Origin of the sequence: Paraburkholderia sp. (assembly GCF_024281035.1) — a bacterium.
Classification (GTDB): Bacteria; Pseudomonadota; Gammaproteobacteria; order Burkholderiales; family Burkholderiaceae; genus Paraburkholderia.
Map to the genome: position 1 here is coordinate 106099 of NZ_JAMXLH010000022.1, position 22891 is coordinate 128989.

Consider the following 22891-nt stretch of genomic DNA (forward strand, 5'->3'; position numbering starts at 1 on the left):
TGCTGGCGAAAGCCAGAATTCCGCCCATGAACGGGACCAGCGCGACCACGGGAAAGCCGCTTTCAGGTATCGAACACCTGAGGCAGTCTATTACCGATATCCTCAATACTCCGAAAGGTAGCCGCGTGATGCGTCGCGACTACGGCAGCGACTTGCCCGAGCTTGTGGATGCGCCCATGAATCTGGCCGTGCTTTCGCGCATCTATGCAGCGACGGCAGACGCGATCCGCAAGTGGGAGCCGCGTTTTCAGGTAAAGCAGGTTGTCGCCAGTAGCGCGCAGCCTGGGCAAGTTGTGCTGGACCTGTACGGCATTTATAAGCCGGATGGCCAGGCCATCACGCTCGACGGAATCAGGGTGTCGTAATGTCGGGCGCCTACATTGCCGTTGATCTTTCGACGCTGCCGCCGCCGCAGATCATTGATCCGCTGGATTTCGACACGATTTTCGCAGACATGCTGACTGATCTCATGTCGCGCGACACCACGTTTTCCGCGCTGGTGGAGTCCGATCCGACATACAAAGTTCTGCAGGTGGCCGCGTATCGCGAAACGCTGCTGCGCCAGCGCGTGAACGAAGCCGCGCAGGCGCTGTTGCTCGCCTACGCGCAGGACGGCGACCTGGACCAGCTTGCGGCTGGGTTCGACGTGGAGCGCCTGACGGTTACGTCGGCAGACAACACCACTGTTCCGCCCACGGCTGCCGTCATGGAATCGAACGACGCTCTGCGCTCGCGCACGCAGCAATCGTTCGAAGGCTTCACCAGTGCTGGCCCCGTGGGCGCATACGAGTTCTATGCGCTGTCGGCGTCCGGTTTGGTGCTGGACGTGAGCGTGACAAGCCCGACGCCTGGCACGGTGCTGGTAACGATCCTGCATGCGAACGGCGACGGTGGCGCGGACAACGATCCGAACGAAACGCTGCTGGCCGCAGTCACTGCGGCACTGAGCGCTGAGAACGTGCGCCCGCTGTGCGATACGGTAATTGTGCAATTCGCCACGATCCTGCCGTATACGATCAATGCGACGCTGGACATTTACGCGAACGTCGACCAGGCAGCGGTGCTGGCACTCGCGCAGCAGAACGCGCAGGCCTACGCAGACAGCGTGCATAAGTGCGGTGGTGCGCCGACGCTTGCGGGCGTGTATGCAGCGCTGTGGGCCACGGGCGTGCAAAATGTCGTGTTGAATGCCGGAGGCATTCAGGCCGACATGGCAGCGGACAAAACGCATGCATCGTATTGCACTGGCATAACGGTTAGCGGGGCTGCAGTCTGATGGCCGATCCTAGCCTTCTGCCGCCGAGTGCGACGAATCAAGAGCGCGCGATTGCGAACAGCCTCGCACGCCTGTCTGACGTGCCGGTGCCAATTCGATCCCTCTACAACGCGGAAACGTGCCCCGTAGAACTGCTGCCGTGGCTCGCATGGGCCTATTCGGTTGGCGAGTGGGACAGCAACTGGCCCGAGTCGACTAAGCGCGCCGTGATCGCGTCCAGCGTTGCCGTGCATCGAATCAAGGGCACGCCAGCGTCCATAAAGATGGCGCTGGCCGCTGCAGGTTATCCGAACGCGGAAGTGGTCGAAGGCGCTGGCGCGTGGATGCTGGACGGCTCGCGCAATCTCGACGGCACCAGTTACCTGGGCGACTCGGACGGCACGAAGTGGGCGTGGTATCGCGTGAAGCTTGCCAATCCGATTGCGAATAGCCAGGTGGAGCAGGTGAAGCGGATTCTAGCGAACACCGCGCCAGCGCGCTGCTATCTCGAAGCGCTGGATTTCACGGAAGCGGCTTTCATCTTAAACGGGACCGTGAAGCTGGACGGAACCTATAACCTTGGCACTGTTGACTAATGGCGAACCTGCCCGAAGTAGACCAATTCGACACTGGCGTCTACCAGTGGGAAACCAACGATAACGCGCTGGGTGGCGTAAACGGCGTTATGAACACGCCGCCCAAATCGCTGGCGAATCGCACGCGCTTCCTGCTGAATCGCATTCTGGACGGCGTGCTGAATTTCATTGGCGACAGCGGCGCGAAAAACGCTATCACGCTTGTCTACCCGCTGCCCGTTCCAGCGCTGAAAGACGGGATGGAAATCAATTTCCGCGTGGCCGTCACGAACGACAACGCGGTAAATGTCGCGCTGACGAACGCGGGCGGCAATGCGTTGGCCACGCTGCCGCTGTACGGCGGCGACCATGCGGCGCTGTCGGGCGGCGAGCTGCCTGCAGGTGCGGGCGTGCGTGCGCGTCTGAATACCGCGCTGAACGCTGCGAATGGCGGTGCGTGGGTAATCATGGCAGTGTCGGGCGGCTATGCTCGCGTGCCGACTGCGCCCACTGGCGATATGTCCACGAAGGTGGCCAATATGGCCGCGCTGTTTCAGGCGTTCAACGGCCTCAAAAACGTGGACGTGTCGGCGGCCGGCGATACCGCCCTGACAGCGGCGCAGTATGGCGTGGGCATGCTGAAGCTTACCGGCGCGCTGCCAGCTTCGAAAAATCTGCTGTTCCCGGCGCAGACGGGGCAGTGGATTATCGACAACGAAGCCACGGGCAATTACAACATCACGGCAGAAGTAACCGGCGGCGTCGGCGCAGGCGTCGTGCTGCCGGTTGGCTCGCCGGTTATTGTCCAGTCGGACGGAACGAATATCAAATTCGCCAGCGCAGGCGGGCAGGCGGGTTTCCGTGCCGTGCCGATTAGTGGCCAGGCAGGTCCGTCCATCACGATCACGGGCGGCTACACGCCAGGCGCTCTCATGATCGAGAAGAACGGTTCCATGCTGGAGCCGGGCACCGCGGCTGCGCCCGACTTCACGGCGACGGACGGTAAGACGATCAATTTCACGCAGGCGCTGGTGGCAGCGGACACGCTGACAATCTATCTGTTCTCGACGTTCAACGTGGCCAACGCCGTGCAGAAGTCGGGCGACACGATGGGCGGCCCCCTTGCCCTGTATGCCGGTTCTACGGTGTCGGCGCCAGCGGCGGGCGACAACAGCCAGAACGTTCCCAGCACGTCGTGGTTCAAGGGCGAGGCGGCGACGGAAACGAATGTGGGCACGCTGAAGGTGGCCACGCAGGCATTGACGAATGCAGGCGCCGACGATGCCACGGCGGTTACGCCGAAGAAGCTGCGCGCGGGGTTTTCGATTTCGTTGGCGGCAAACGGCTATGTGGCTTTCCCGTCATGGCTGGGCGCCCTGATTATCCAGTGGGGGATTACAGGGGCATCCCCTGGGGGAACTGGCGTTGCCTTCCCCACTACTTTCCCGACTGCCGTTCGGGCTGTCGCCATTGGCGGTATCGGCGGGGTGGTGGCGGCTGTCTCCGCGAGCAGTAATTCCGCGTTCATATGCACCTCCAGCGCCGCTACGGGCGGACAAACGTGGTGGATGGCGATAGGTAACTAAGGGAGGGAAAACAATATGTCACTCGCATCCAATCTCGCTGCGCTTGCGCGGCTGCTGACGGCGGCCGCCAACGGCATCATTAACGGCACCACGCCCGCGTCGGGCGACAACAGCACGGCGCTGGCCACCACGGCGTGGATGAAGGCCGAGCAGGCCCAGGAAACCGTGCAGGGCACATCGAAGGTGGCTACGCAGGCGATCACGAACGCAGGCACCGACGACACCACTATCGTCACGCCGAAGAAACTGCGCGCGGGGTTTTCGATTTCGCTGGGCGCGAATGGCTATATCGCGTTCCCGACGTGGTTAGGCGGTCTGATTATCCAGTGGATGACGCTCGGGTCGATCGGAGCGCAGGGGAGCGTGTCGGTTACGCTGCCAATAGCGTTCCCTACGATGGGATTTGTTGCGTTTGCAAACTCCGTGGACGGCGGCTTTACGGCTACGTATCGGGTGAACCCGACCACCCCATCCAAGACTGCCGTCACTGTGGGTAACACATACAACGCTGCAATTCCCGGCGCAATGCTTCTCGTACTCGGATATTAATCATGAGCCAGAAATACGCATCCTATGACGCTACCGGGGCAATCACCGGCTTCTACGATGACGCCATCGGCATGCCGCCCGCTGGCACGCTGAAATTGGCGATCACGAACGACCAGTGGCAGGCATGCCTGGCCAGCCCTGGTGCGTACGTCGTGGACACTGTGGCAATTGCCGTTATGGCTGCGCCGCCGGTTGATCCGACCGTGGTTCTCGCAAGCGCGAAGGCCGTCAAGATTTCGGCGCTGCAGGCCGCGTGCGGTGCGGCGCTTGTCGCGGGCTTCGCGTCGTCGGCGCTGGGCGCCCCGCACACTTACCCGTCGCAGAAGAACGACCAGGACAACCTGCAAAGCGCGGTGGCCGCGTCGGGAGGGCAGGCGGGCGCATGGGCCACGCCGCTGTGGTGCGAGGATCAAACCGGCACCTGGGCGTACACCGCGCACACGGCGGCACAGGTGGCGCAGGTGAATGTGGATTGGGTGGCGTTCCGCACGGCGGCACAGTCGAAGTACGCGGCAGCCGTCGCGCAGGTGAATGCAGCGACCACGGCGGACGCCGTCGCGGCGGTGTCTGCATAACATTCAGGCGGGAGCAGCCACTGGGCGCCTTCGGGCGCCCTTTTTTATGCCGAAACCCTCATGTGGAACGTGTGCGGCCGCAAAGCGATCATGGCGCCAATCTGAAACCAGACCGCCACAAAAGGCCATATGTCCACTGACTTTCTGCATGGTGTCGAAGTTCTCGACATTGACGACGGCTCGCGAAGCATTAGCATCGCGTCCAGTTCGGTGATCGGCATTATCGGCACTGCGCCGAATGCGGACCCGACCGCCTTCCCCCTCAATACGCCCGTCCTGATTGCAGGCTCGCGCAGCGACGCAGCGAAGCTTGTCGCGCTCACCACGTCCGCCGATAACGGCACGCTGCCGGATGCAATCGACAGCATTCTGAACCAGGCGAAAGCCGTTATCGTCGTGATCCGCGTAGACGTGGCCCAGGACGTGAACGCGCAGCGCGCGCTGGTGATCGGCGGCACCGACGTGAACGGCAACTATACGGGCCTGCAGGCTCTCATGGCTGCCGAGCACGTCCTGGGCTTCAAGCCGCGCATTATCGTTGCGCCTGGCTTCACGCACCAGCGCGTTGCCGATGGCGTATCCACGCTGTCCATCGAAGAAGGGGGCGCCGGCTACACGGACGGCACCTATGCACTGGTTCCGTCCGGGGGCGGTGGTGGTTCCGGCGTGGTCGCAACGGCCACTGTCGTGGGCGGCATCGTGAAGTCCACGGAAATCGTCCAGAACGGCTACCAGTTCACGGCGGCGCCCGCGTTCGCAATGCCCGCATCCGCCGGCGCGCCGACCCAGGCGGCAACGTTCGCATCGACCGTGGGCACCGTGGCCAACGCAGTGGTTAGCGTGCTGCAGGGAACCATCCTGAATTCGCTGCGCGCCGTCGTGATTGCGGACGGCCCCGGCACGACCGATGCAGACGCCATTGCCTACGCAGGCGACTTCGGCAGCAAGCGCATCTTCCTGGTTGATCCGCCGATTACGAAAACCGATTCGAGCGGCAACAACGTGGTTTCCTACGTCAGCTCGTGCGTTGCGGGCCTTATTGCGCAGGTGGACAACGCGCTGGGCTTCTGGTGGTCGCCGTCCAACCAGACTATCAGCGGCATTACCGGCACCGCTCGCCCGATCGATTTCGTGCTGGGGGATACCACCAGCCGCGCGAACCTGCTGAACAGCAAGAACGTGGCCACGGTGATTCGGCAGAACGGCTTCCGGCTGTGGGGGAACCGCACGCTGTCCAGTGATCCGAAATGGACGTTCCTGTGTGTCGTGCGTACCGCCGACATTATCGCGGACAGCCTGCAGGCGGCACACTTGTGGGCGGTGGATCGCGGCATCACGAAGAACTACGTCAACGACGTGGTGGACGGCGTGAAGGCGTTCCTTTCGAGTCTGCAGGCGAAGGGCGCAATCCTGGGCGGTGACTGCTGGGCCGATCCTGACGTGAACAGCGCCGCGCAAGTCGCAGAAGGCCAGATCGCGTTCGATTTCGACTTCACGCCGGCATACCCGGCAGAGCGCGTGACGTTCCGCAGCCATCTGGTGAATGACTATATCGCCAGCATCTTCAGCAACAGCGCAGGGAGCTAATCGCCATGGCGATCCAGGACATTCGCAAGTATTTCAATGTCTTCTACAACGGCTACGGCATGGCGGGCAAGTGCGAGGAATTCAACCCGCCGAAGCTCGTCGCCAAGATGGAAGATTACATCGGCGGCGGCATGTTCGCGCCGGCCGAAATCACGATGGGGCTGGAAAAGCTCGAAACCGATTTCACGCTGAAGTCCTTCGACAAAAACGTGCTTTCGACGTTCGGCGTGGTGGAGGGCACGCCGCTTACCGCATCCCTGCGTGAAGTGCTGGAGGACGACGACGGCACGCAAACGGGCGTCGTCCACACGTTGCGCGGCAAGGTGAAGGAAATCGACCAGGGCACCGTCAAGACGGGCGAGGCCGCGAAGCTGAAAACCACCATGGCGCTGACGTATTACCGGCTGGACCATGGCGGCACGACGGTGTGGGAGATCGACGTGGCCAACATGATCTTCAAGCAGAACGGCACCGATGTGCTGGCCAATGTCCGCAACCTGCTGGGCATCTAAGCGGTAGCGGCTGGCGCAATGCCAGCCCGAAATTCACTTTCAACGAAGGAAGCAGCAACGTGAAAAGCGACAACGAAAGCGCGGAAAAGAAGCCGGAAGATTTCGTGAAATATGGCGACGGCTTCGCGGATATCACGCTGTCCCGCCCGCTGAACATCGGTGGCCCGGCGCTGACGAAATTGCGCATGCGCGAGCCGACCGTGGGCGACCAGATTACGCACGACGCGCGCAAGGGCAGCGACGCAGAAAAAGAGATGGAGACGTTCGCGGCGCTTATGGAGATGGCGCCCGAACACGTTCGCAAACTCCCTCTGCGCGACTACAGGCGCCTGACGGCGGCCTACCTGGGTTTTCTCGAATAGAGCGCAGCACCATCCGACGCTGCGCTCTGGCCCTGGCCAGTCATACGGGCTGGGGTGAATCGGAAATACTGGCCATGCCCGCTTCGCGGTTTCTGTGGTGGCTGGATGGGCTGGACGAACTGACGAAACCCACGACGTAAATGGCAAACAAGCGGCTAAATGCCACCATCGTAATCGGCGGAACGATTACAGGCGCACTCAAAGGTGCCCTGAAATCTTCCGCCGATGGCGTTAAAAGAATCGGCAGCGAAATGCAGGCGCTTCAAAAGCGCCAGGCTCTGCTGGGGAAGTCCATCCAAACGTTCGCCCGTATGGGTAGGGACGTGGATGGCTTGCGCTCCAGCTACGCCCGCACCGTCGAGCAGGTGGACCGCCTGCGCCACGCACAGGAGCGGCTTAACAAGGCGCAAAGCCAGTACAAGGCGATGAAGGGCGTAAGCGGCAAGCTGGTGGCTGCTGGTGCCAGCGCGGCCGTGGCAGGAGCGTCAATCGGTGGCGTTCTTTCGATGGGAGTTCACGCGGCTATCCAGCGTGAAAATGCGGTGGCCGTGATCCGCAATTCTGGCGTATCGAAAGAAGATGCGGACGCCATGATTGGCGCTGCGAAGAATTCAAGGCAGTTCGGTGTATCGGTTACGAAAGCAACCGACACAGTTAGCGAGCTGCGCACCGCGCTGGGCGACGCGCACCACGCTATCCAGGCGCTACCTTCGGCGCTTAAAGCTATTTCCGGGCTTCAGCTATACGACCGCCTGCACCACACTGATATGGCATCCGGCGATTCGGCTTATCAGATGGCGAAGGTATCCGAAGAACGCGGCGGCGCTACCGACCCCAAGGCCATGCGGGAGAAGTACAACTGGGCATTTAAAGCGCTGACGGGGTCGAATGGCAAGGTAACAATCGGTGACCTTCTCACGTCGGTGCGTTCGGGTAAGGGCGCCGTGCAGGCCATGTCCGACGAAGCGTTTTTTGGCGACACGTTTTTGCAGCAGAGCATGGGCGCAGACCGTTATGGCACGTCCAGCAGCTCGCTGGTAAATGCATGGATCGGCGGCCATCAAACGCATAGCGCGTTCGATCACATGCTGCAAATGGGCCTGCTGAATCGGAAGGGCGTCAGGTTCGATAAAAACGGCCGCGTCAAGACGGTTTCGCCTGACGCGCTGGTGGACGCTCAAACGTTCCTGAAAGACCCGCAAAAGTGGGTTGATGAACACCTGGTGCCGCTGGCGAAAAAGCAGGGCGTGGATGTTAACGACCCCGCGCAGGTAATGAAATTCGTGGGCGCTATCGCGTCGAATCCGAATGCGGCAAATATGCTTTTGAGCCGCATTCGTTTCGGTGCGAGCATCTGGAAAGACCGCCATAACGTTATCCAGGCGAATGGTGTGGACGACTCGGACAACGCCAACAGGAATTCGACGGCGGGCAAGGTAGATAACGCCCGTGCGCGCCTGGATGATGCACAGGCCCGTGTTGGCAATGTACTTATCCCTGCGTTCGCGACGGCGATGGAGCGCACGGCCACAATCCTGGAGTCGGTAAATCGGTTCGCGGACGAAAACCCCCGCCTGATGAAAGGTGTGGTGATGGGGTTAGGTGGGCTGGCCGTTGGCCTGACGGTGGCCGCGCCCGTACTGGTGACGGCGGCCGGCGCACTGCATCTCTTTTCCACCATCAAGCTGGCGCGCACTGTCGCTTCGCTGCGGGAGCTTGAGACGGCATCGAGCGGGGTTAGCAAGGCTGCGAGCAGCGCGGGCGGCGGTGTGATGGGATTCATCGGCAAGCTGGGCATGATTGCCGCGCTGGCAGAAGTCGCGCTGGGCGTCGCGAAGGCTGCGGGGCTGCCGGACGTAGACAAGTCGCAGGGCCAAAAGGACGTGGCAAATGGGAATTGGTGGGCCGCGTCCGCGCACCTGTCGGCTGGCGATTTCATCAAAGCCGGATGGGCGCACCTCACGGGAGGCGACAAGGCACCGGCCGCCGTCACGCCCACGGTTCCACCGATGGCCACAGCCCCCGCCAAGGCCGCGCCGCAGGTTGCCGACAACCGGCAGTTTCACGTGACAATCCACCAGCAACCTGGGCAGTCCAGTGAATCGCTGGCGAATGACGTAACGCGCAAGCTGGGGGCGCCGAAACAGAGCGCCCTTGGCTCCGGCCTGTATGACACTGGATTCTAAATGGGCGTACTCGATAACCTGACTGGCATGGCTGCCGGCGGCAACATGCCAGCATTGATGGTGCTGGGCACGTTCCAGTTTTCCCTTAACACGATCGTTTTCCAGGAATGGGCGCGAAAGAATAAGTGGAAGTGGGGCGCGCTGGAGCGCGTGGGGCAATTCGATGCCCTGCAATACCTTGGGCCTGAGAACGACACGCTGGACCTTCCTGGCGTTCTCTATCCGAAGTGGAAGGGCGACATAAACAGCCTGGACACGCTGCGAAGCATGGGGGACGCTGGCCAGCCTTACCAGCTCGTAGACAGCATGGGCTATACGCAGGGGCGGTGGATCATCGAGGGGCTGGACGAAAAGCAGTCATTTCACGACGCGGACGGCACGCCGAAGAAAGTCGAGTTCACGCTATCGCTAAAGCTGCACGACACAGGCGACGACACCGACGACGGAAGCGCGATCCTGTCTCAAGCGTCCAGCGCCACTGCCGCCGCGTCCAGCGCGGACGCCAGCGCGGTATCTGGATTCTCCAGCCTGGTTAGCACCGTCCAGAAGAACGCGTCGGCAGCGCTGGGCACGCTAAAAAGCGCAGTGCAGCAAGTCCAGATCGCCGTGGCGCCCGTGATTAACGAGGCGGCCAGCGTCGTCGGCGCGGTGAACCGCAGCATCGCGATGGTGAACGACGTGCGCAATGCTGCAACAAACATTGAGCAGCAGGTTAAGGCCGCTGGCAATATCGCGGGCGCCCTGAGCGGCGCAAAAACTCTGCTTGGCAAGGTGTCGGCGCTGGGAGTGCAGGGAACGTCTGCAACCGCTGTAATCGGTAACGTGTCGTCTATCGTCGGCGGCATTCCGCAGGCTGCGCAATCGGCCCTGCAGACTGCGAACGCGGCGACGGTCGGCGCCACGGCCATGCTGAATAGCACACAATCCGACGTCAAATCATTTATTTCTACGTACACCTGATGAGCCAAGTCTATATCGCGCGCGACGGTGACACGCTGGATTATGTCGCATGGGCGCAATACGGCGCCGTGACGCCCGAGATTCTGAACGCCGTGCTGGCAGTGAATCCCGGCCTGTCTGACCTTGGGCCACTGTTGCCGCTTGGCACCGCGGTGGTTCTTCCTGCGATCAACGTGGCCGCCGAAACGGCCATAAAAAATGAAGTCTCGCTTTGGTCATGAACATTGCCCCGTCCTACTCCCTGACGGCGAACGATAGCGACATAACTGCAATCATTTCAGATCGCTTTGTGTCGCTGTCGTTGCGCGACGAATCCGGCGAAAACACCGATACGCTGGAAATCACCCTTGCGGACAACGACCCTGACGCGCCTATCGCATTTCCACCGACGGGCGCAGAGCTGGCATTGTCGCTTGGCTATGACGGGAAGCTGACGCCCAAAGGCGTGTTCGTGTGCGATGAAATTACGTGCCGTGGTTGGCCGGCGCAATTGATTATCAGCGCAAAGGCTGCTCCGTGGGACCAAACGCCAAAGGGGAAAATCGACTTCCAATCGCACAAAACGCGATCATGGAAAGCAGGGACGACAATTGGCGCGATGGTTAGGACTATCGCGAGTGAGCATGGGATGACCTCCGTGGTTGCTCCCAGCCTGGCTGGTATTGCGTTACCCCATATCGACCAGTCCGAAGAATCCGACATGAATCTGTTGCTGCGCGTCGCGAAAAAATACGACGCAATCGCAAAGCCTGCGGGCGGAAAGATGATTTTCGCCGCGCGCGGGGCGTCGCAAACGGCGAGCGGTGCGGATCTTCCACGCATTCCGATAACTGCTTCCGATGACTCCACTTTCGAGATGCGTAGGGCTACGCGCGAATCCGCGGGAACCGTTGTGGCCTACTGGCACGACAAGCGCGCCGCAAAGCGCCAACCGATAACCGCCGGAAGTGGCGAGCCAGTGAAACGCCTAAAGCAATATTTCCCGACCGCTGACATGGCGATGGCTGCCGCGAAAGCGGAGCTGGCGAAGCGATCACGGCATGAATACAGGATATCGCTGAACATTCCCGGTGACCCTCGCATTACAGCGGAGGCAATCCTGGACTTGTCCGGCTTTCGCCAATACGTGAACGGTGCGTGGCTTATTACGCGCGCGGAGCACTTGCTAGACAAGGGCGCTTATCGGTGCGTTATCGAGGGCGAGCGGCCAAATGATGATGTGGTGATGAAGGTAGTGGCCGCGAGAAAAGCCGCTTCAGCGGCGCCCAATGGAAACGCCAATGATGCCGTTGCAGGCATCCGAAACCAGGCGGGCGCGCTGATGCAACAGGCGAACGACCTCAAGGCCAAGGGTGACGCGGCGGACGCTGCAGGTGATTCGGCGGCCGCCACGGAATACTGGCGGCAATCACTGTCGGCCAGCACGCAATCCGTCAATCTGACTGCGCAAGCCGACAAACTGGACGCGACGCAGACGATAGGTTAGTGCCGGATGAATATAGGGTGATTAATCTTACTGATTCGTAATCCTTAGTTTTGGTAAAATGTCAACTCCCTACATATAGGGCTTCACGATGGGTATTCTGTCGAAAATCATCGCGCGTCTTTTCGGGCGCGCTACCACGCAAACCGAGGAACCGCATATGGAAAACGCACAACCGGCAGCCGCCGCATTCGCGGGTGTCGCGCCCGCGCCCGCTGCCCCCGTTCAAGGCGTCGCCGCCGCAACCGATCCGACGCCCGCAGCACCGGCAGCCGCCGTAATCGTTGCGCCCGCGACCGCAGTGGCCAGCAACGCGCCCGCACGCCTCTCGCTGGGCATCCGCCTTGCTACGCGCCTGTCGGCGCTCGTCCCCACGGCCACCGAGGCGCAGGTGGAAGCCGCGGCATCCGCCGCGCTCGACGCGCTTCTGCCGTCCAGCTGACGTGCGGCTACTGGGCGTGAGTGATCGTCCGCCGGAGTGATGGCAGCGCCGGGGTGAGTTTGCGGCGCCCTCGGCGCGCACGGAGGCAGCCGAGACGATGCAAATGGGGTGCCGAAACTGTCTAATAATTGCTTTCCAATAGTCAGGAAACCCGCGTAGATTGATGCCTATTTATTGAGCAACGCATTAGACATGAGCAGCGCAGAGCGCTAGTGCGAAGCGTGTTTGAGTGTTATCAAACCATCTGTCGAAAAATCAGCATGATCCCACTCCCTCGCTGCGGCACGCGGGCCGGATATGAGCACGCGCGGCCAGAAGGCCGCGCGTTCGATGTCAGGTGAGGCGAACCAGATTTGGGAAATGCGGTGAAAGCCGTGCGACCGTACCGTTGACGTCCGTCAAAACCGGGCCGAACGCACGGTGGCCGCACGGGGAGCGTACTCCCTAACGGAGAAATTGTCGCCCAGGGTCTGCCGTCTTCGCGAGGCGAGCGTGACGCGATAAGGATTGGAGGCCGGTGCCGAGGCTACCCGCGCTAGTGCCGGTATAGATCGTCCATTTGATTGGTCGAGGCAGCGTGCCTGAAGAAACCATATCGGATTAACGTAGCTCGTAAGGAGTGCTTGTGAATATGCCTTGTGTATCGCGCTGGCCGCACGTTGCCGATCGCGCCGGGCCGTGCGTTGTGCGGGTTGCTCGCGAGAACCGGCGCGTTTGGGGCGGGCGGTGCCGCATTTCCGCCATTCATTGCCTGTTGCAGGAGCGCGAGCGTTTCCGGGGTTGCCCCGCGCAGCGCCATGACGCTGATCGTCGCGTCGAATACGCAATCCCATTGGCCTGACGACGCGCAGTGATGCGCGCGTGCAAGCATGTGAGCCGGCGACTCGGCTGCCGTGGCGGGTAACGTGGTGGACGATGCGGCGGTTGTGGCGGTCGGACCGCTTGAACTGTCTGCCGCGCTTGCGGTAAAAGTCTGCACTGCACCACTCGTCTGGCTGCTCAAATGGTTTCCGACGTCGAATTCCGCGTCGGCTGCCAGGACGAGAACATAGAACGTCACAGTCAGCGCCACGCTCAAGCCGGAGCCCCACGTCAGCGACGCAGGCGTGTTGTCCTGCACGGATTGGCCCTTACCGTGCCGGGCCATATCCGTGGGACGATGTCGAAATCGCTGGAGTATCGTCATCGCGCGAACTTCCCTGTATCAGTGGGCGTCACGCCGTGAAAAAAACAGCCTGTGAAGCGTCGACGTGACGCCGCGAACCACGCAATCGCCGTACCTGGCTGGCGCTTACCATTTGATCTGCGCGTTCATGTTGCCGGTCTGAACGATTTCGAATTTCATTTCGCCGCGGTACGTGCCTTCAACCCGGTAGTCGGCTTCCGGGACCGAGAAGAGACAGTACGGGCCAGCCGCGACGAAATCCATCAGCACGCGGCCATGCCGTCGCAACTTGACAGAGACTTCGTTGAGCGGTGCGCCGGTCGAAGCCGATACGAACGATACGCCAAGGTTGAACGGGTGTTGAGGGTCCGGTGACGTGACGTGCGTATCGAGCCCGCGGCTGCCGCACACGTAATAAAGCATCTCCTGGGGCAACGCCGGATTTGCGGATGGCCGCGACGGCGCCTGCGGTGCGGCGGTCTGCAGGTTTTGCGCTGCAACGGGCATAGCGGGTGTTGTGATTGGCGACGGCGTGGTCGATGGTCTTGCGATTTGTGCATGTGCGGGTAGCGCGCAAGTCCCGGCGATCAGCAGCATGCCTGTGACCATACACAGACCTCGTTTGCTCAAGGTCCCCATGATCTTCTCCCTCGCTGGTGTGCAACAAGGATAGGAATCGCGATGATGAAATGCAACCTTCAGGAAACAGCCGACGAATGGGCTCCTGAGGGACGGGTTCCATGTAACAAAGTGATACGCACGTTAAATTCCGATAGCAGCGCATTGATAAATTTATTGCGTGCCTAGAATGATGTATCGGCAAGTAAGCAGGAGTGCCCGGTTCGTCTGATGATGCAAGCGACGCCGCCGCCCGATATTGACGACGAGCGGTACATGTCGGCGCCTGCTGTCGCAGGCGGGCACGCCGCCCGTGCGCGATAGCTGCTTCGTCTCTACTCGAAGTCGCGAGTGTTCCTCTCGTGAACGAGCGCCGATTTCATACGATTTGCCCATCGATCGCGTGACGGGTCACGCTTGTAACAGCACTCGCTGTTGATCACGCTCAGACGCATTCACGCGTCGTATACAGCACTGCAGAACGCAGACCGTGCTCCGGCGCAGCTGCGATCGTACAAAACACGCGCACCTGTGAGCGCGCCTTGAATTTTTGTCTGCCGGCGTGGCAACGCCTTCGCGTTCGAGGACGCATTAACGCTTCACGGTGACGGGATTCCGGCCGCGGGTCATGACCGGAACGACGCAATGGCGAGGGTGTTTCGTCAAGCACAAGAAAGGGCGGTGTCATTCTCGACCGCTATCCATTGCAGCACGCATCAACACTTGAGGGCGCGGCCCTTTTGTCGGGAGCGCCAGGAAACAGAAAACCGTTTTATTGGATTCGCAAGCGTTTTACGTCGTGGTTCATTTATTTGATTGCTTACTGTTGTTGAAAAAACAGGAGGATTCGTCTGCCATTTCCGGCATGGCGCTTGCGCCAGACGCGTTCACACTCGAATCAACGTTAGGCGAGCAGGGGCATACGACAATGAACAAGAGAAAGCGTTTGTATATATCGCCTCGCAGACGTCCACTCGGCGCATGCGCGCCTGCGGCCGTGCTGCTGTTGTCCGCTTATGCGGCGCTCGAAAGCAAGGACACCATTGCGCGGGAAGAGGATGTCGCTAAGCCTGTCATTTTCGTGGTTGCCGTGGTCGACCAGCCCGCGGATGAAACGCCGGTTTCTCGCCCCGTCGTTACGAGCGACATCGGCGCGACGATCTATGCGGTGGACACAGCGCAGTCTGCGCCGGAGCCGGTAACGCGCGATGCGCAGACTCATTCGTCCGCTGCGCCGGACAGCGGCAGCGCTACACAGGTTGCCGAAAATAGCGCTGATACGGCGACGGCAACGCCGCCCGCGATACCCGTGATACCCGCGACGCCTGAAGTGGCCCAGAACACGCAACCCATGACGGAACCCACGACCGGACCCACGCCGCCGAATCCTCCGCCGGATAGCAGCACCACGCCAGGCATGCCGCCTGTGGGCGCGCCCGGACAAACGCCGCCGGCGCAGACGGCCGAGCAGCCCAATGACACGCTTCGACGCGAAGTGTTCGGACTCGCGACGAGTGGCGGCGCAATCCGCGCGCTTGACGAGGCGAAGGCGCGACCCGATGTGTTTACGCCTGTCGATATCGCACAGATCGAGGAACTCAGCATCCGGCAGGAGGTGCGCGGCGGTCGCGACAAGGTGCGCGCGATGTCGAGCCACGATCGCTTCGACGCGCTCGATTCCGCGATCCATTCGGCACACGACTTTGAAGCGCGTTTGCCCGAAACGCCGGAGTACGCGGAAGTGCGAGCTTCGCTTGCCGGCGACATGACGGTCGCCTATGCCGCGCGCGGCAGGATGAAGGACGCGGTTGCGGCGTTCGAATCGATTCCGCCTCGGTCGGGTATTTCAGTCGAAGCGCTCGCCGCCGTGGGCGAAGCGTATAGCTACCTCCAGGAACCCGGTAAGTCGGAACAGGTTTATCGCCGCGCCATCGAGCAGGAGACATCGTCGACGACCGATGAAGCGACGCGCGGATTCCAGTACGGCACGCACACGCGCCCCATCGATCTGCGCGAGGGCCTCTTCTACGCGCTCACCGACCAGGACAAGTACACGCAGGCGAGGCAGGTGCTCGAAGACATCCGCACCGCGCTGCCGCCAGCCGACCAGGTGCACCCGTGGGATCTCGCGAACGATGACTACATGCGCTATTACCGGCTGTACGCGCAGTACCAGATCTACATCGGACAGACGAGCGCAGGCATGGCGGGACTCGATCGACTGAGGGAGCAGGTGCCGTTCAGCGCGGAAGTGCGCAACGCGCAGGCTGACGCAACGCTTGGCGCGTCCAGTACGCGCCGCGCGCGCGACATGTACAGCGCAACCTTGACCGATCACCCGGAAAACCTCGAGGCGCTCGCGGGTCTCGGCCGCACATCGCTCATGCTGGACGACTATGCGAATGCGCGTCTCATCAACAATGCATTCAACGATACGTTCCCCGAGAACGGTTCCGTGCGCAGCTTCAAGCGCGACTATGCGGCCTACCGCGCGCCGGTGCTATCGGTCGAATTCAACGGCGAGCACGGCAACTCCGCGCTGGCGGACAATTCGTTCAGTATCGATACGACGCTGTATTCGCCGCCGATCTACGACAACTGGCGTGTATTCGCACACAACTTCTTCGGCCACGCGAATACGGATATCGGCAACGTGAGCCGCACGCGGACCGGCGTTGGCGGCGATTTCCGCAAGGGACCGCTCTCCGTGACGGCGGAGGCCACCCGCTCGATTGGTCCGGCTGCGCGCACCGGCGGCAACGGCAGTGTCGCGTATACCTTCAACGACTACGTTTCAGCGAATGTCTCGGTCGACAGCGACGTCAATACGCTGCCGTGGAAGGCCTATGTCCAGCACATCTGGGGGAAGAATGCCCAGGTCGCCATCAATTTAACGGACACGGACCGTCGCTCGGCGGAGCTGTCTTATTCGGCTACGCGCTTCAGCGATTCGAACTTCAACCAGGAAATTTCGGGAAGCGCCACGCAGCGCGTATTTACCGCGGCAAACCAGTTCGTGAATCTCTCGCTGAACCTGAACACCAGCAGCAACACGCGCGCCAATACGGCGTATTTCGCGCCTGCGCGCGACTACACGGCGGAACTCGTCGCCATGCATCAATGGGCAATCTGGCGCGCGGGCGAAAAATCGTTGGTGCAGCGCATCTATCTGAGCGCGGGCGCGTATAACGAACGCGGCTTCGGCACGAGCGCCGAGGGCGGCGTGCGTCTCGAACACGCGTGGACGTTCAGTCACGACATCAGGCTCACGTATGGCATCGGCGGGCTTAGCCACGCGTACGACGGTGCACGCGAAACGTCCGGCATTGCCTACGCCACGCTCACGGTTCCATTCTGACGACGGCGGCTCGCAAGGAGGCCGGCAATGCATTCTCGTAGACGTTTTATCTGTGGCTGTCTTGGAGCGATGGCAGGTTGCACGATGTTTTCATCGCTCGTGCCGGCGAAGCTGATCGACATCCTGCCGCCGGCCGATCCTGCCGACGGCAAGACGTTTCGTGTGATCTGCTTTCACGATGTCCGCGACCATCTGCGAGCCGAATTCAATACGAACAACGTAATCGACCCGTATGCGATCGATACGGGCACGCTGACATCGATTTTTTCCTGGCTTGAAGCCAATGGCTATCACGCGATCACTTTCAGTTCCATTGCGGCCTCGCGCAACGGCGGAAAACCATTGCCGCCGCGCTCGGTGCTGATCACCTTCGACGACGGCTTCATGAGTCATTACACCAAGGTGCTGCCGCTGCTCAAGCGCTTCAACTATCCGGCCGTGATGGGCATCGTGACGTCATGGATCGACACGCCGGCGGACACCGGCATTCGCCTTTCCGACACGCTGGTGGTGCCGCGCAATACGTTCATGTCGTGGAACGAGGTGCGCGAAGTGGCGCGTTCCGGCCTCGTCGAACTGGCATCGCATACGCACGACATGCACCACGGCGCGGTCGCCAATCCGCAGGGCAACGAGCTGCCGGCAGCGACCTCGCACCTGTATCTGAAGGATGAATCGCGCTACGAAACGGATACGGAATTCGAATCGCGCGTGCATGGCGACCTCGGTACGAGCATCCAGCAGCTCAAGGCGCAGACGAGTTTGCCCGTTCGCGCGATGGTGTGGCCATACGGTGCGGAAAATCTTCCGGTGCGCCGCATCTCGTCGAAGCTCGGCATGCCGGTGCAGTTCACGCTCGAATCCGGGCCGAATACGAGCGATGTGCCGCTCGACCGTCTGCGCCGCATCCTCATCATGTACGACATCGACGTCGGCGGCTTCGAGCGTTCGATGCGCGAGCCCGCGGAGAATCGCGGCGAAGTCAATCCGGTGGAGCGCGTCGTGGTGGTTTCGCTCGACGATGTCTACGATCCGTCGCCTGACATGCAGGAAAAGAAGCTCGGTCAACTGATCGACCGTATCTACCGCCTGAAGCCGAGCTCGGTGTACCTGCAGGCATTTTCGGATCCCAACAGATCGGGCTTTGCGCAGGCACTGTACTTTCCGAACCGGCATTTACCGGTTCGCTCGGATCTTTTCTGCCGCGCCGCATGGCAACTGAATACGCGTGCGGATGTTGCGGTGTATGCATGGATGCCGACACTCGCGTTTGCAGTGCCCGCCCAGCTCGAAGGCCGCCTCGAATTCGTGAGGCCCGCTGCGGGCAGCAAGCTCCCGCCCGGTGCATCGGCGGTGCGGCGGCTCAGTCCGTTCGATCCGGGTGTCCGCGCGTATGTGCGCGACCTTTATGAAGACCTCGGTAAATACTCGGCGATTACGGGCCTGTTGTTTGGCGAAGACGCGATGCTGACCGATTTCGAGGACGACAGCCATCAAGGCCACCAGATGCTGGCGCGCTGGAACCTGCCGCCCGACATCGGCCAGATTCGCGCGAATCCCGACTTGATGAAACGATGGGGGGATCTGAAAACGCGGCATTTGCTCGATTTCACGAAGGAACTCGAGCGGATCGTGCTCGACAGCCAGAACAGTGCGGACGTGCTGAGCGTGCGCACGATTTTCCCGGATGTGCTGACCGATCCGGACGCCGGGCAACGCTACGCGCAAAACTACCCGGCATTCGTGCATGCGTATGACTTCGTCGGCCTGCTTGCGATGCCGTCGCGGCAGGGTATTTCATCGGTGGACAGCTGGCTCGATTCCCTGTCGACGACGGTGCGCACGGTGCCGGATGGCCCGCGCCGAACCGTCTTCCTGCTCGAAGCTACCAATTCCAGAACGGGCGACAGCGTGCCGGCGAAACGCCTGACCGATCAGATGCGCCATCTGCGGCAGTCCGGCATGGTGAGTTACGGGTACTACCCCGACAACTTCGCGCACGATCTGCCGACCGTGGCCGCGCTGACCGACGTCATGTCGATGCGCTCGCGGCTCGATCCTGCCTCGATCAGTGCGCTGCTCAAGGGCAACAGCGAAAGGATGCGACCGCAATGATGCACATCGTCATCGACAAGCTGCAGGACTTTATCTTCTTCTATCCGTTCTTCATGTCGTACTTGTGGATGATCGGTGGAATTGTCCATTTCTTCGCGCTGGAGCACGGACGGACCCGCTCGTCGCTCGCCATCGTGAGGGCCGGGACGCCAAAGGTTGCCATCATCGTGCCGTGCTACAACGAAGAAATGAATGCGCGCCGCGTGTTGGGCCACCTTGCGAGGCTCGAATATCCGAACTACGAGATCATCGCCGTCAACGACGGCAGCCGCGATCACACCGGCGAGATCCTGAATCAGCTGGTGGTCGAAATTCCGGGTCTCACCGTGATTCACCACGCGAAGAACGAAGGCAAGGCGATTGGTCTCACGACGGCAGCGGCCGTGACCAATGCGCCGTACCTCATGTGCATCGATGGCGATTCGCTGCTTGGCGAGGACGCGATCGAATGGATGCTCGAGCACCTGATTTCCGATCCGAACGTGGGTGCGGTGACGGGCAATCCGCGTATTCGCACACGCACGTCGCTGCTTGGGCGAATGCAGGTTGGCGAATTCTCGTCGATCGTCGGGCTGATCAAGCGCACGCAACAGGTTTATGGGCGTATCTTCACCGTGTCCGGCGTGATCACGATGTTCCGCAAGAGCGCGCTCGCGGATGTTGGCTTCTGGAGCGCCGACATGCTCACCGAAGATATCGACATCAGCTGGAAGCTTCAGTGCAACGACTGGCGCGTCGCGTACGAGCCGCATGCGCTGAGCTGGATCCTGATGCCTGAGACGCTCAAAGGACTGTATCGCCAGCGCCTGCGCTGGGCCAAGGGCGGCATTCAGGTGCTGTTCAAGTACGCGCGGCCGCTGTTGTTCACGCCCCGGATCATGATGTGGCCGCTCTTTGTCGAGTACGCGCTCGGCATTGCCTGGGCGTATTCGATGGCGTTCATCTTGCTGCTTGCGCTCGTCGATGCGTTCTATACCTTGCCGCCCGACTGGAACGTTTCGCTGCTGCCGCACTGGCACGGAATGCTGCTGGTGGCGACCTGTGTGCTGCAGATCGTCATTGGTTGCCTGATCGACCGCCGTTACGACGAAAAACTGCTGCTTTATCTTCTCGACACTGTCTGGTATCCGCTCGCGTTCTGGTTGATCAACATGGTCACGACTGTCGTTGCACTGCCGTCCATCGTATTCGGGCGGCGGGGCAAGCGGGCCGTCTGGACCAGCCCTGATAGAGGTATCCAGCATGAACAACAAGCCCGTCATTGATCTTTCCTTGCGCCATCCGCAACTGATCATCAAGGACAAAGGCATCGCGCACGGCCTGCTGCTCGTCCTGTGGTTCCGGTTGCTCCGTCCGGCCTGCGTCGGTTCGATGTGGGCGGGGATCACCATCTACGCTTACCGCTACCTGCTGCCTTTTGCACAGGGCGATCTCTCCATTCCGGAACTGCTGTCCTATATCGCCGCCATCAGTGCGATCGCGTCGGCGCTCACGACATGGCTGATTCTCGCGCGCGTGGCTCACCCGTTCGCATCGAAATCCCGTACTCAGCGGCTGCTTCGGCGCAAGGCCGGTCTTACGGTCGAGCCTGGACCGATTGTCGGGCCGACGCGGCGCGACTGGCGTACGGTGCCGCGGGTGTTTGTCGCTTCGCATGACGCGAATGGCTTGATTGCCGCCTTGCGTGCGCAGTCCGATGTGCAGCCTGCCGAAAAGACCGCCGAGTCGCGCAAGACCGCGCGGCTCGGGTACGGCCAGACACCGGCGACGCAGTATTCGCTGCAGCAATTGATGGACAGACCGTTACACCATGTGCCGGTGAGCGGCTTGCGTGGCCGCAGACGGCACTGATGCCGTCCATGTGTTGCCAATGGACCGTGCATCTGAGACTTCGCAACGCAACCGCCTACGCAGACCGCTGGTCCTCATCGCGCCGTCTGCGCTGGTGGTTGTGCTCCTGGCCGCGATGGGCATGTTCTCGCCGCCCGGCCGCGGCGCACAAATCGAGGTCGTCAGTGAACGACACGCGCAGGCGGGGTCGATCGTCGCACTGCCTGCGCCGGGCGTCGGCGACGAGCGGCGCTTCATGCATGGCATCGGGTGGGCACATCGCGCGGGCGATAAAGACTGGGTCTTCTTCAGCAGTTCCGGGCTGCCGCCGCGCGGCGCAAATTCGAACGGCAGCTGGCCACATGACGTGTACGTGGGCGAATGGTCGCCGCAGCGCGCGCGTCTCGCGAATGTGCGTGTTTTTATCTCCCGTCCCGAAGCGCAGGAGCCGGTGTCCGTCGCGCAGAATACCTCGGGCAACATCTTCGTCAGCTTCGAAGACGGCTGGAATGCACCGCGCACGGTGAGCCAGCGGTACGGCGTCTATGGCGCCAACCTCGCGCCGATCAAGCCCTATCCGAACGACGTCGAGTCGGGTGGCCACTCCGGTCACGTGGCCGCCGTGGGCGAGCAATTTGTCGTGTTCTATTCGCAAGACTGGGTGGACGGCGGCGGCGTCGACAATCTCGGCACGGGCGGCGGGGTGTACGCGAAGGTCTACAACGGTCGTGGCGTGCTTCTAAGGCATGTCGACGTAGCCGCGCATGTGCGCGAGTGGTGGCCCATGATCGCAGGCTCGCCGACGCGCGCGCTGCTCGTGTGGCAGAAGTACATACCAGGCGAAATCGTTGCGCAGCTCGAATATGCGATGCTCGATCCCGCCACTGGAAAGCTGGTGCACCCGGAGGGCGGATCCGGTGGAGCGCGCGTGCAGTACTACACCTATGCCGCCGCGTGGGTGCCCGCAGTGGAGCGCTTCGTGATCGAAGCCACGCTCGATAATGGACGCTCATCTGTACTGCTGATCGATGAAGAAGGGCACGTGACGGCGAAACTCGACTGCCTGCCGGCATCGGTTCGCGAAGCGAGCATCGCGGTGAACGGCACCACGGCTTACGTGCCCACGCGCGATGGACGGCTAATGGCGCTCGCTCTCACAGGGAACACGATCGAATTGCATGGCCTGTTGCGCGCACCATTCGCGTGGGGCAACACGGGGGCAATCGGCATTCCGCATGGTGCCCGATCGGTTCATTTCGTGTCGCTATCGCCAACAGGCCTGCGCGAGGCGGACTTCAACGAGCGCGATGAAACGGCGCCATCGGCATCGGATCAATGTGGCATAAAAACCGCACCGGAATAGGGCAAACAATCGACGGACAAAAAGTCGTTGCGGTTCTGTGCGCCATCGGGAGACGACTGCGATGGACATGCATTGAAGCGTATTTTTCACGGCCATTGCCTGTTTGCGCTACATCATGAAAGCGCCTGAAGCGCCGTAACGGAATTCAAAAGATTCAACCGAATGCGTAATAATCCCGCTCCGCGTTAATGCCCTCCCCGAGAGGGTTGGATTTAGCCCGCACCTGTGCGGGTTTTTTTTTGTCCCGGCGAAAATCGCGCTGTGCGTGCTCCATTGCGAGTCCGGAACCGACGCGCGAAACGGGACCATTCAGCGGTAGAAATATGCCGCATGATTCGGCCCTGAGGCGATTGCCACGGCGCAATCGACG

At 61.3% G+C, this 22891-nt stretch carries 20 protein-coding genes; 19 read left to right on the plus strand and 1 reads right to left on the minus strand.

Annotated features, from left to right (window positions below; all coding sequences use genetic code 11):
• Nucleotides 1-26: 26 nt before the first annotated feature.
• From Q0L30_RS06680 to Q0L30_RS06745, 14 genes are all read left to right on the plus strand, one after another.
• A complete protein-coding gene (locus Q0L30_RS06680; RefSeq protein ID WP_296652884.1) occupies nt 27-365 on the plus strand; it encodes a GPW/gp25 family protein in 339 nt (112 codons plus the stop codon).
• Nucleotides 365-1276 carry a baseplate J/gp47 family protein gene (locus tag Q0L30_RS06685; RefSeq protein WP_296652886.1) on the plus strand — a complete coding sequence of 304 codons (912 nt, stop codon included), beginning with the start codon at nt 365-367 and terminating at the stop codon, nt 1274-1276. The genes Q0L30_RS06680 and Q0L30_RS06685 overlap by 1 nt, the downstream gene beginning before the upstream one ends.
• A complete protein-coding gene (locus tag Q0L30_RS06690) occupies nt 1276-1851 on the plus strand; it encodes a phage tail protein I (RefSeq protein ID WP_296652889.1) in 576 nt (191 codons plus the stop codon). Before Q0L30_RS06685 ends, Q0L30_RS06690 begins: the two co-directional genes overlap by 1 nt.
• Nucleotides 1851-3416, plus strand: a complete 1566-nt coding sequence (locus tag Q0L30_RS06695; RefSeq protein ID WP_296652891.1) for a hypothetical protein — start codon at nt 1851-1853, stop codon at nt 3414-3416. The genes Q0L30_RS06690 and Q0L30_RS06695 overlap by 1 nt, the downstream gene beginning before the upstream one ends.
• 15 nt (nt 3417-3431) lie before the next feature.
• Nucleotides 3432-3965 (plus strand): hypothetical protein, encoded by a 534-nt coding sequence (locus Q0L30_RS06700; protein ID WP_296652894.1) that lies wholly within the window; start codon nt 3432-3434, stop codon nt 3963-3965.
• Between the two features lie 2 nt (nt 3966-3967).
• Nucleotides 3968-4540: a hypothetical protein gene (locus Q0L30_RS06705; protein WP_296652897.1), complete on the plus strand. Its 573-nt coding sequence runs from the start codon at nt 3968-3970 to the stop codon at nt 4538-4540.
• Between the two features lie 129 nt (nt 4541-4669).
• On the plus strand, nt 4670-6127 hold the full coding sequence (locus Q0L30_RS06710) for a phage tail sheath subtilisin-like domain-containing protein (RefSeq protein ID WP_296652899.1): 1458 nt from the start codon (nt 4670-4672) through the stop codon (nt 6125-6127).
• A 5-nt stretch (nt 6128-6132) separates the two neighbouring features.
• Nucleotides 6133-6639, plus strand: a complete 507-nt coding sequence (locus Q0L30_RS06715; RefSeq protein ID WP_296652902.1) for a phage major tail tube protein — start codon at nt 6133-6135, stop codon at nt 6637-6639.
• 59 nt (nt 6640-6698) lie between these two features.
• Nucleotides 6699-7001 (plus strand): phage tail assembly protein, encoded by a 303-nt coding sequence (locus Q0L30_RS06720; protein ID WP_296652904.1) that lies wholly within the window; start codon nt 6699-6701, stop codon nt 6999-7001.
• A gap of 140 nt (nt 7002-7141) precedes the next feature.
• The gene (locus tag Q0L30_RS06725) at nt 7142-9187 is read left to right on the plus strand and encodes a hypothetical protein (RefSeq protein ID WP_296652906.1); all 2046 of its coding nucleotides are present in this window, start codon (nt 7142-7144) and stop codon (nt 9185-9187) included.
• Nucleotides 9188-10147: a phage tail protein gene (locus Q0L30_RS06730; RefSeq protein WP_296652909.1), complete on the plus strand. Its 960-nt coding sequence runs from the start codon at nt 9188-9190 to the stop codon at nt 10145-10147.
• Nucleotides 10147-10368, plus strand: coding sequence for a tail protein X (locus Q0L30_RS06735; RefSeq protein ID WP_296652911.1), 222 nt, complete (start codon nt 10147-10149; stop codon nt 10366-10368). Before Q0L30_RS06730 ends, Q0L30_RS06735 begins: the two co-directional genes overlap by 1 nt.
• A complete protein-coding gene (locus Q0L30_RS06740; protein ID WP_296652914.1) occupies nt 10365-11633 on the plus strand; it encodes a contractile injection system protein, VgrG/Pvc8 family in 1269 nt (422 codons plus the stop codon). The genes Q0L30_RS06735 and Q0L30_RS06740 overlap by 4 nt, the downstream gene beginning before the upstream one ends.
• A gap of 157 nt (nt 11634-11790) precedes the next feature.
• Entirely contained in the window at nt 11791-12072 is a 282-nt protein-coding gene (locus Q0L30_RS06745) for a hypothetical protein (RefSeq protein ID WP_296652917.1), read from the plus strand.
• Nucleotides 12073-13363: 1291 nt separating this feature from the next.
• Here Q0L30_RS06745 and Q0L30_RS06750 read toward each other — a convergent pair.
• Nucleotides 13364-13846: a hypothetical protein gene (locus Q0L30_RS06750; RefSeq protein ID WP_296652918.1), complete on the minus strand. Its 483-nt coding sequence runs from the start codon at nt 13844-13846 to the stop codon at nt 13364-13366.
• A gap of 955 nt (nt 13847-14801) precedes the next feature.
• On the opposite strand from Q0L30_RS06750, the gene Q0L30_RS06755 reads away from it, so the two are divergent.
• The 5 genes from Q0L30_RS06755 to Q0L30_RS06775 are packed head-to-tail and all read left to right on the plus strand — an operon-like array spanning nt 14802 to nt 22521.
• A complete protein-coding gene (locus Q0L30_RS06755; protein ID WP_296652920.1) occupies nt 14802-17213 on the plus strand; it encodes a poly-beta-1,6 N-acetyl-D-glucosamine export porin PgaA in 2412 nt (803 codons plus the stop codon).
• 27 nt (nt 17214-17240) lie between these two features.
• Nucleotides 17241-19328 carry a poly-beta-1,6-N-acetyl-D-glucosamine N-deacetylase PgaB gene (pgaB, locus tag Q0L30_RS06760; RefSeq protein WP_296652921.1) on the plus strand — a complete coding sequence of 696 codons (2088 nt, stop codon included), beginning with the start codon at nt 17241-17243 and terminating at the stop codon, nt 19326-19328.
• Nucleotides 19325-20593 carry a poly-beta-1,6-N-acetyl-D-glucosamine synthase gene (pgaC, locus tag Q0L30_RS06765; RefSeq protein ID WP_296652924.1) on the plus strand — a complete coding sequence of 423 codons (1269 nt, stop codon included), beginning with the start codon at nt 19325-19327 and terminating at the stop codon, nt 20591-20593. Before pgaB ends, pgaC begins: the two co-directional genes overlap by 4 nt.
• Nucleotides 20571-21179, plus strand: a complete 609-nt coding sequence (locus Q0L30_RS06770; RefSeq protein WP_296652926.1) for a Biofilm PGA synthesis auxiliary protein PgaD — start codon at nt 20571-20573, stop codon at nt 21177-21179. The genes pgaC and Q0L30_RS06770 overlap by 23 nt, the downstream gene beginning before the upstream one ends.
• Before the next feature lie 19 nt (nt 21180-21198).
• On the plus strand, nt 21199-22521 hold the full coding sequence (locus Q0L30_RS06775) for a hypothetical protein (RefSeq protein WP_296652928.1): 1323 nt from the start codon (nt 21199-21201) through the stop codon (nt 22519-22521).
• Nucleotides 22522-22891 lie beyond the last annotated feature (370 nt).

Excerpts from the sequence above, each read along its gene's own strand:
- Q0L30_RS06680 (WP_296652884.1), top strand. The coding sequence starts at position 27 with ATGAACGGGACCAGCGCGACCACGGGAAAGCCGCTTTCAGGTATCGAA.
- Q0L30_RS06685 (WP_296652886.1), top strand. The coding sequence starts at position 365 with ATGTCGGGCGCCTACATTGCCGTTGATCTTTCGACGCTGCCGCCGCCG.
- Q0L30_RS06690 (WP_296652889.1), top strand. The coding sequence starts at position 1,276 with ATGGCCGATCCTAGCCTTCTGCCGCCGAGTGCGACGAATCAAGAGCGC.
- Q0L30_RS06695 (WP_296652891.1), top strand. The coding sequence starts at position 1,851 with ATGGCGAACCTGCCCGAAGTAGACCAATTCGACACTGGCGTCTACCAG.
- Q0L30_RS06700 (WP_296652894.1), top strand. The coding sequence starts at position 3,432 with ATGTCACTCGCATCCAATCTCGCTGCGCTTGCGCGGCTGCTGACGGCG.
- Q0L30_RS06705 (WP_296652897.1), top strand. The coding sequence starts at position 3,968 with ATGAGCCAGAAATACGCATCCTATGACGCTACCGGGGCAATCACCGGC.
- Q0L30_RS06710 (WP_296652899.1), top strand. The coding sequence starts at position 4,670 with ATGTCCACTGACTTTCTGCATGGTGTCGAAGTTCTCGACATTGACGAC.
- Q0L30_RS06715 (WP_296652902.1), top strand. The coding sequence starts at position 6,133 with ATGGCGATCCAGGACATTCGCAAGTATTTCAATGTCTTCTACAACGGC.
- Q0L30_RS06725 (WP_296652906.1), top strand. The coding sequence starts at position 7,142 with ATGGCAAACAAGCGGCTAAATGCCACCATCGTAATCGGCGGAACGATT.
- Q0L30_RS06730 (WP_296652909.1), top strand. The coding sequence starts at position 9,188 with ATGGGCGTACTCGATAACCTGACTGGCATGGCTGCCGGCGGCAACATG.
- Q0L30_RS06735 (WP_296652911.1), top strand. The coding sequence starts at position 10,147 with ATGAGCCAAGTCTATATCGCGCGCGACGGTGACACGCTGGATTATGTC.
- Q0L30_RS06740 (WP_296652914.1), top strand. The coding sequence starts at position 10,365 with ATGAACATTGCCCCGTCCTACTCCCTGACGGCGAACGATAGCGACATA.
- Q0L30_RS06745 (WP_296652917.1), top strand. The coding sequence starts at position 11,791 with ATGGAAAACGCACAACCGGCAGCCGCCGCATTCGCGGGTGTCGCGCCC.
- Q0L30_RS06750 (WP_296652918.1), bottom strand. The coding sequence starts at position 13,846 with ATGGTCACAGGCATGCTGCTGATCGCCGGGACTTGCGCGCTACCCGCA.
- pgaB (WP_296652921.1), top strand. The coding sequence starts at position 17,241 with ATGCATTCTCGTAGACGTTTTATCTGTGGCTGTCTTGGAGCGATGGCA.
- pgaC (WP_296652924.1), top strand. The coding sequence starts at position 19,325 with ATGATGCACATCGTCATCGACAAGCTGCAGGACTTTATCTTCTTCTAT.
- Q0L30_RS06770 (WP_296652926.1), top strand. The coding sequence starts at position 20,571 with ATGAACAACAAGCCCGTCATTGATCTTTCCTTGCGCCATCCGCAACTG.
- Q0L30_RS06775 (WP_296652928.1), top strand. The coding sequence starts at position 21,199 with ATGGACCGTGCATCTGAGACTTCGCAACGCAACCGCCTACGCAGACCG.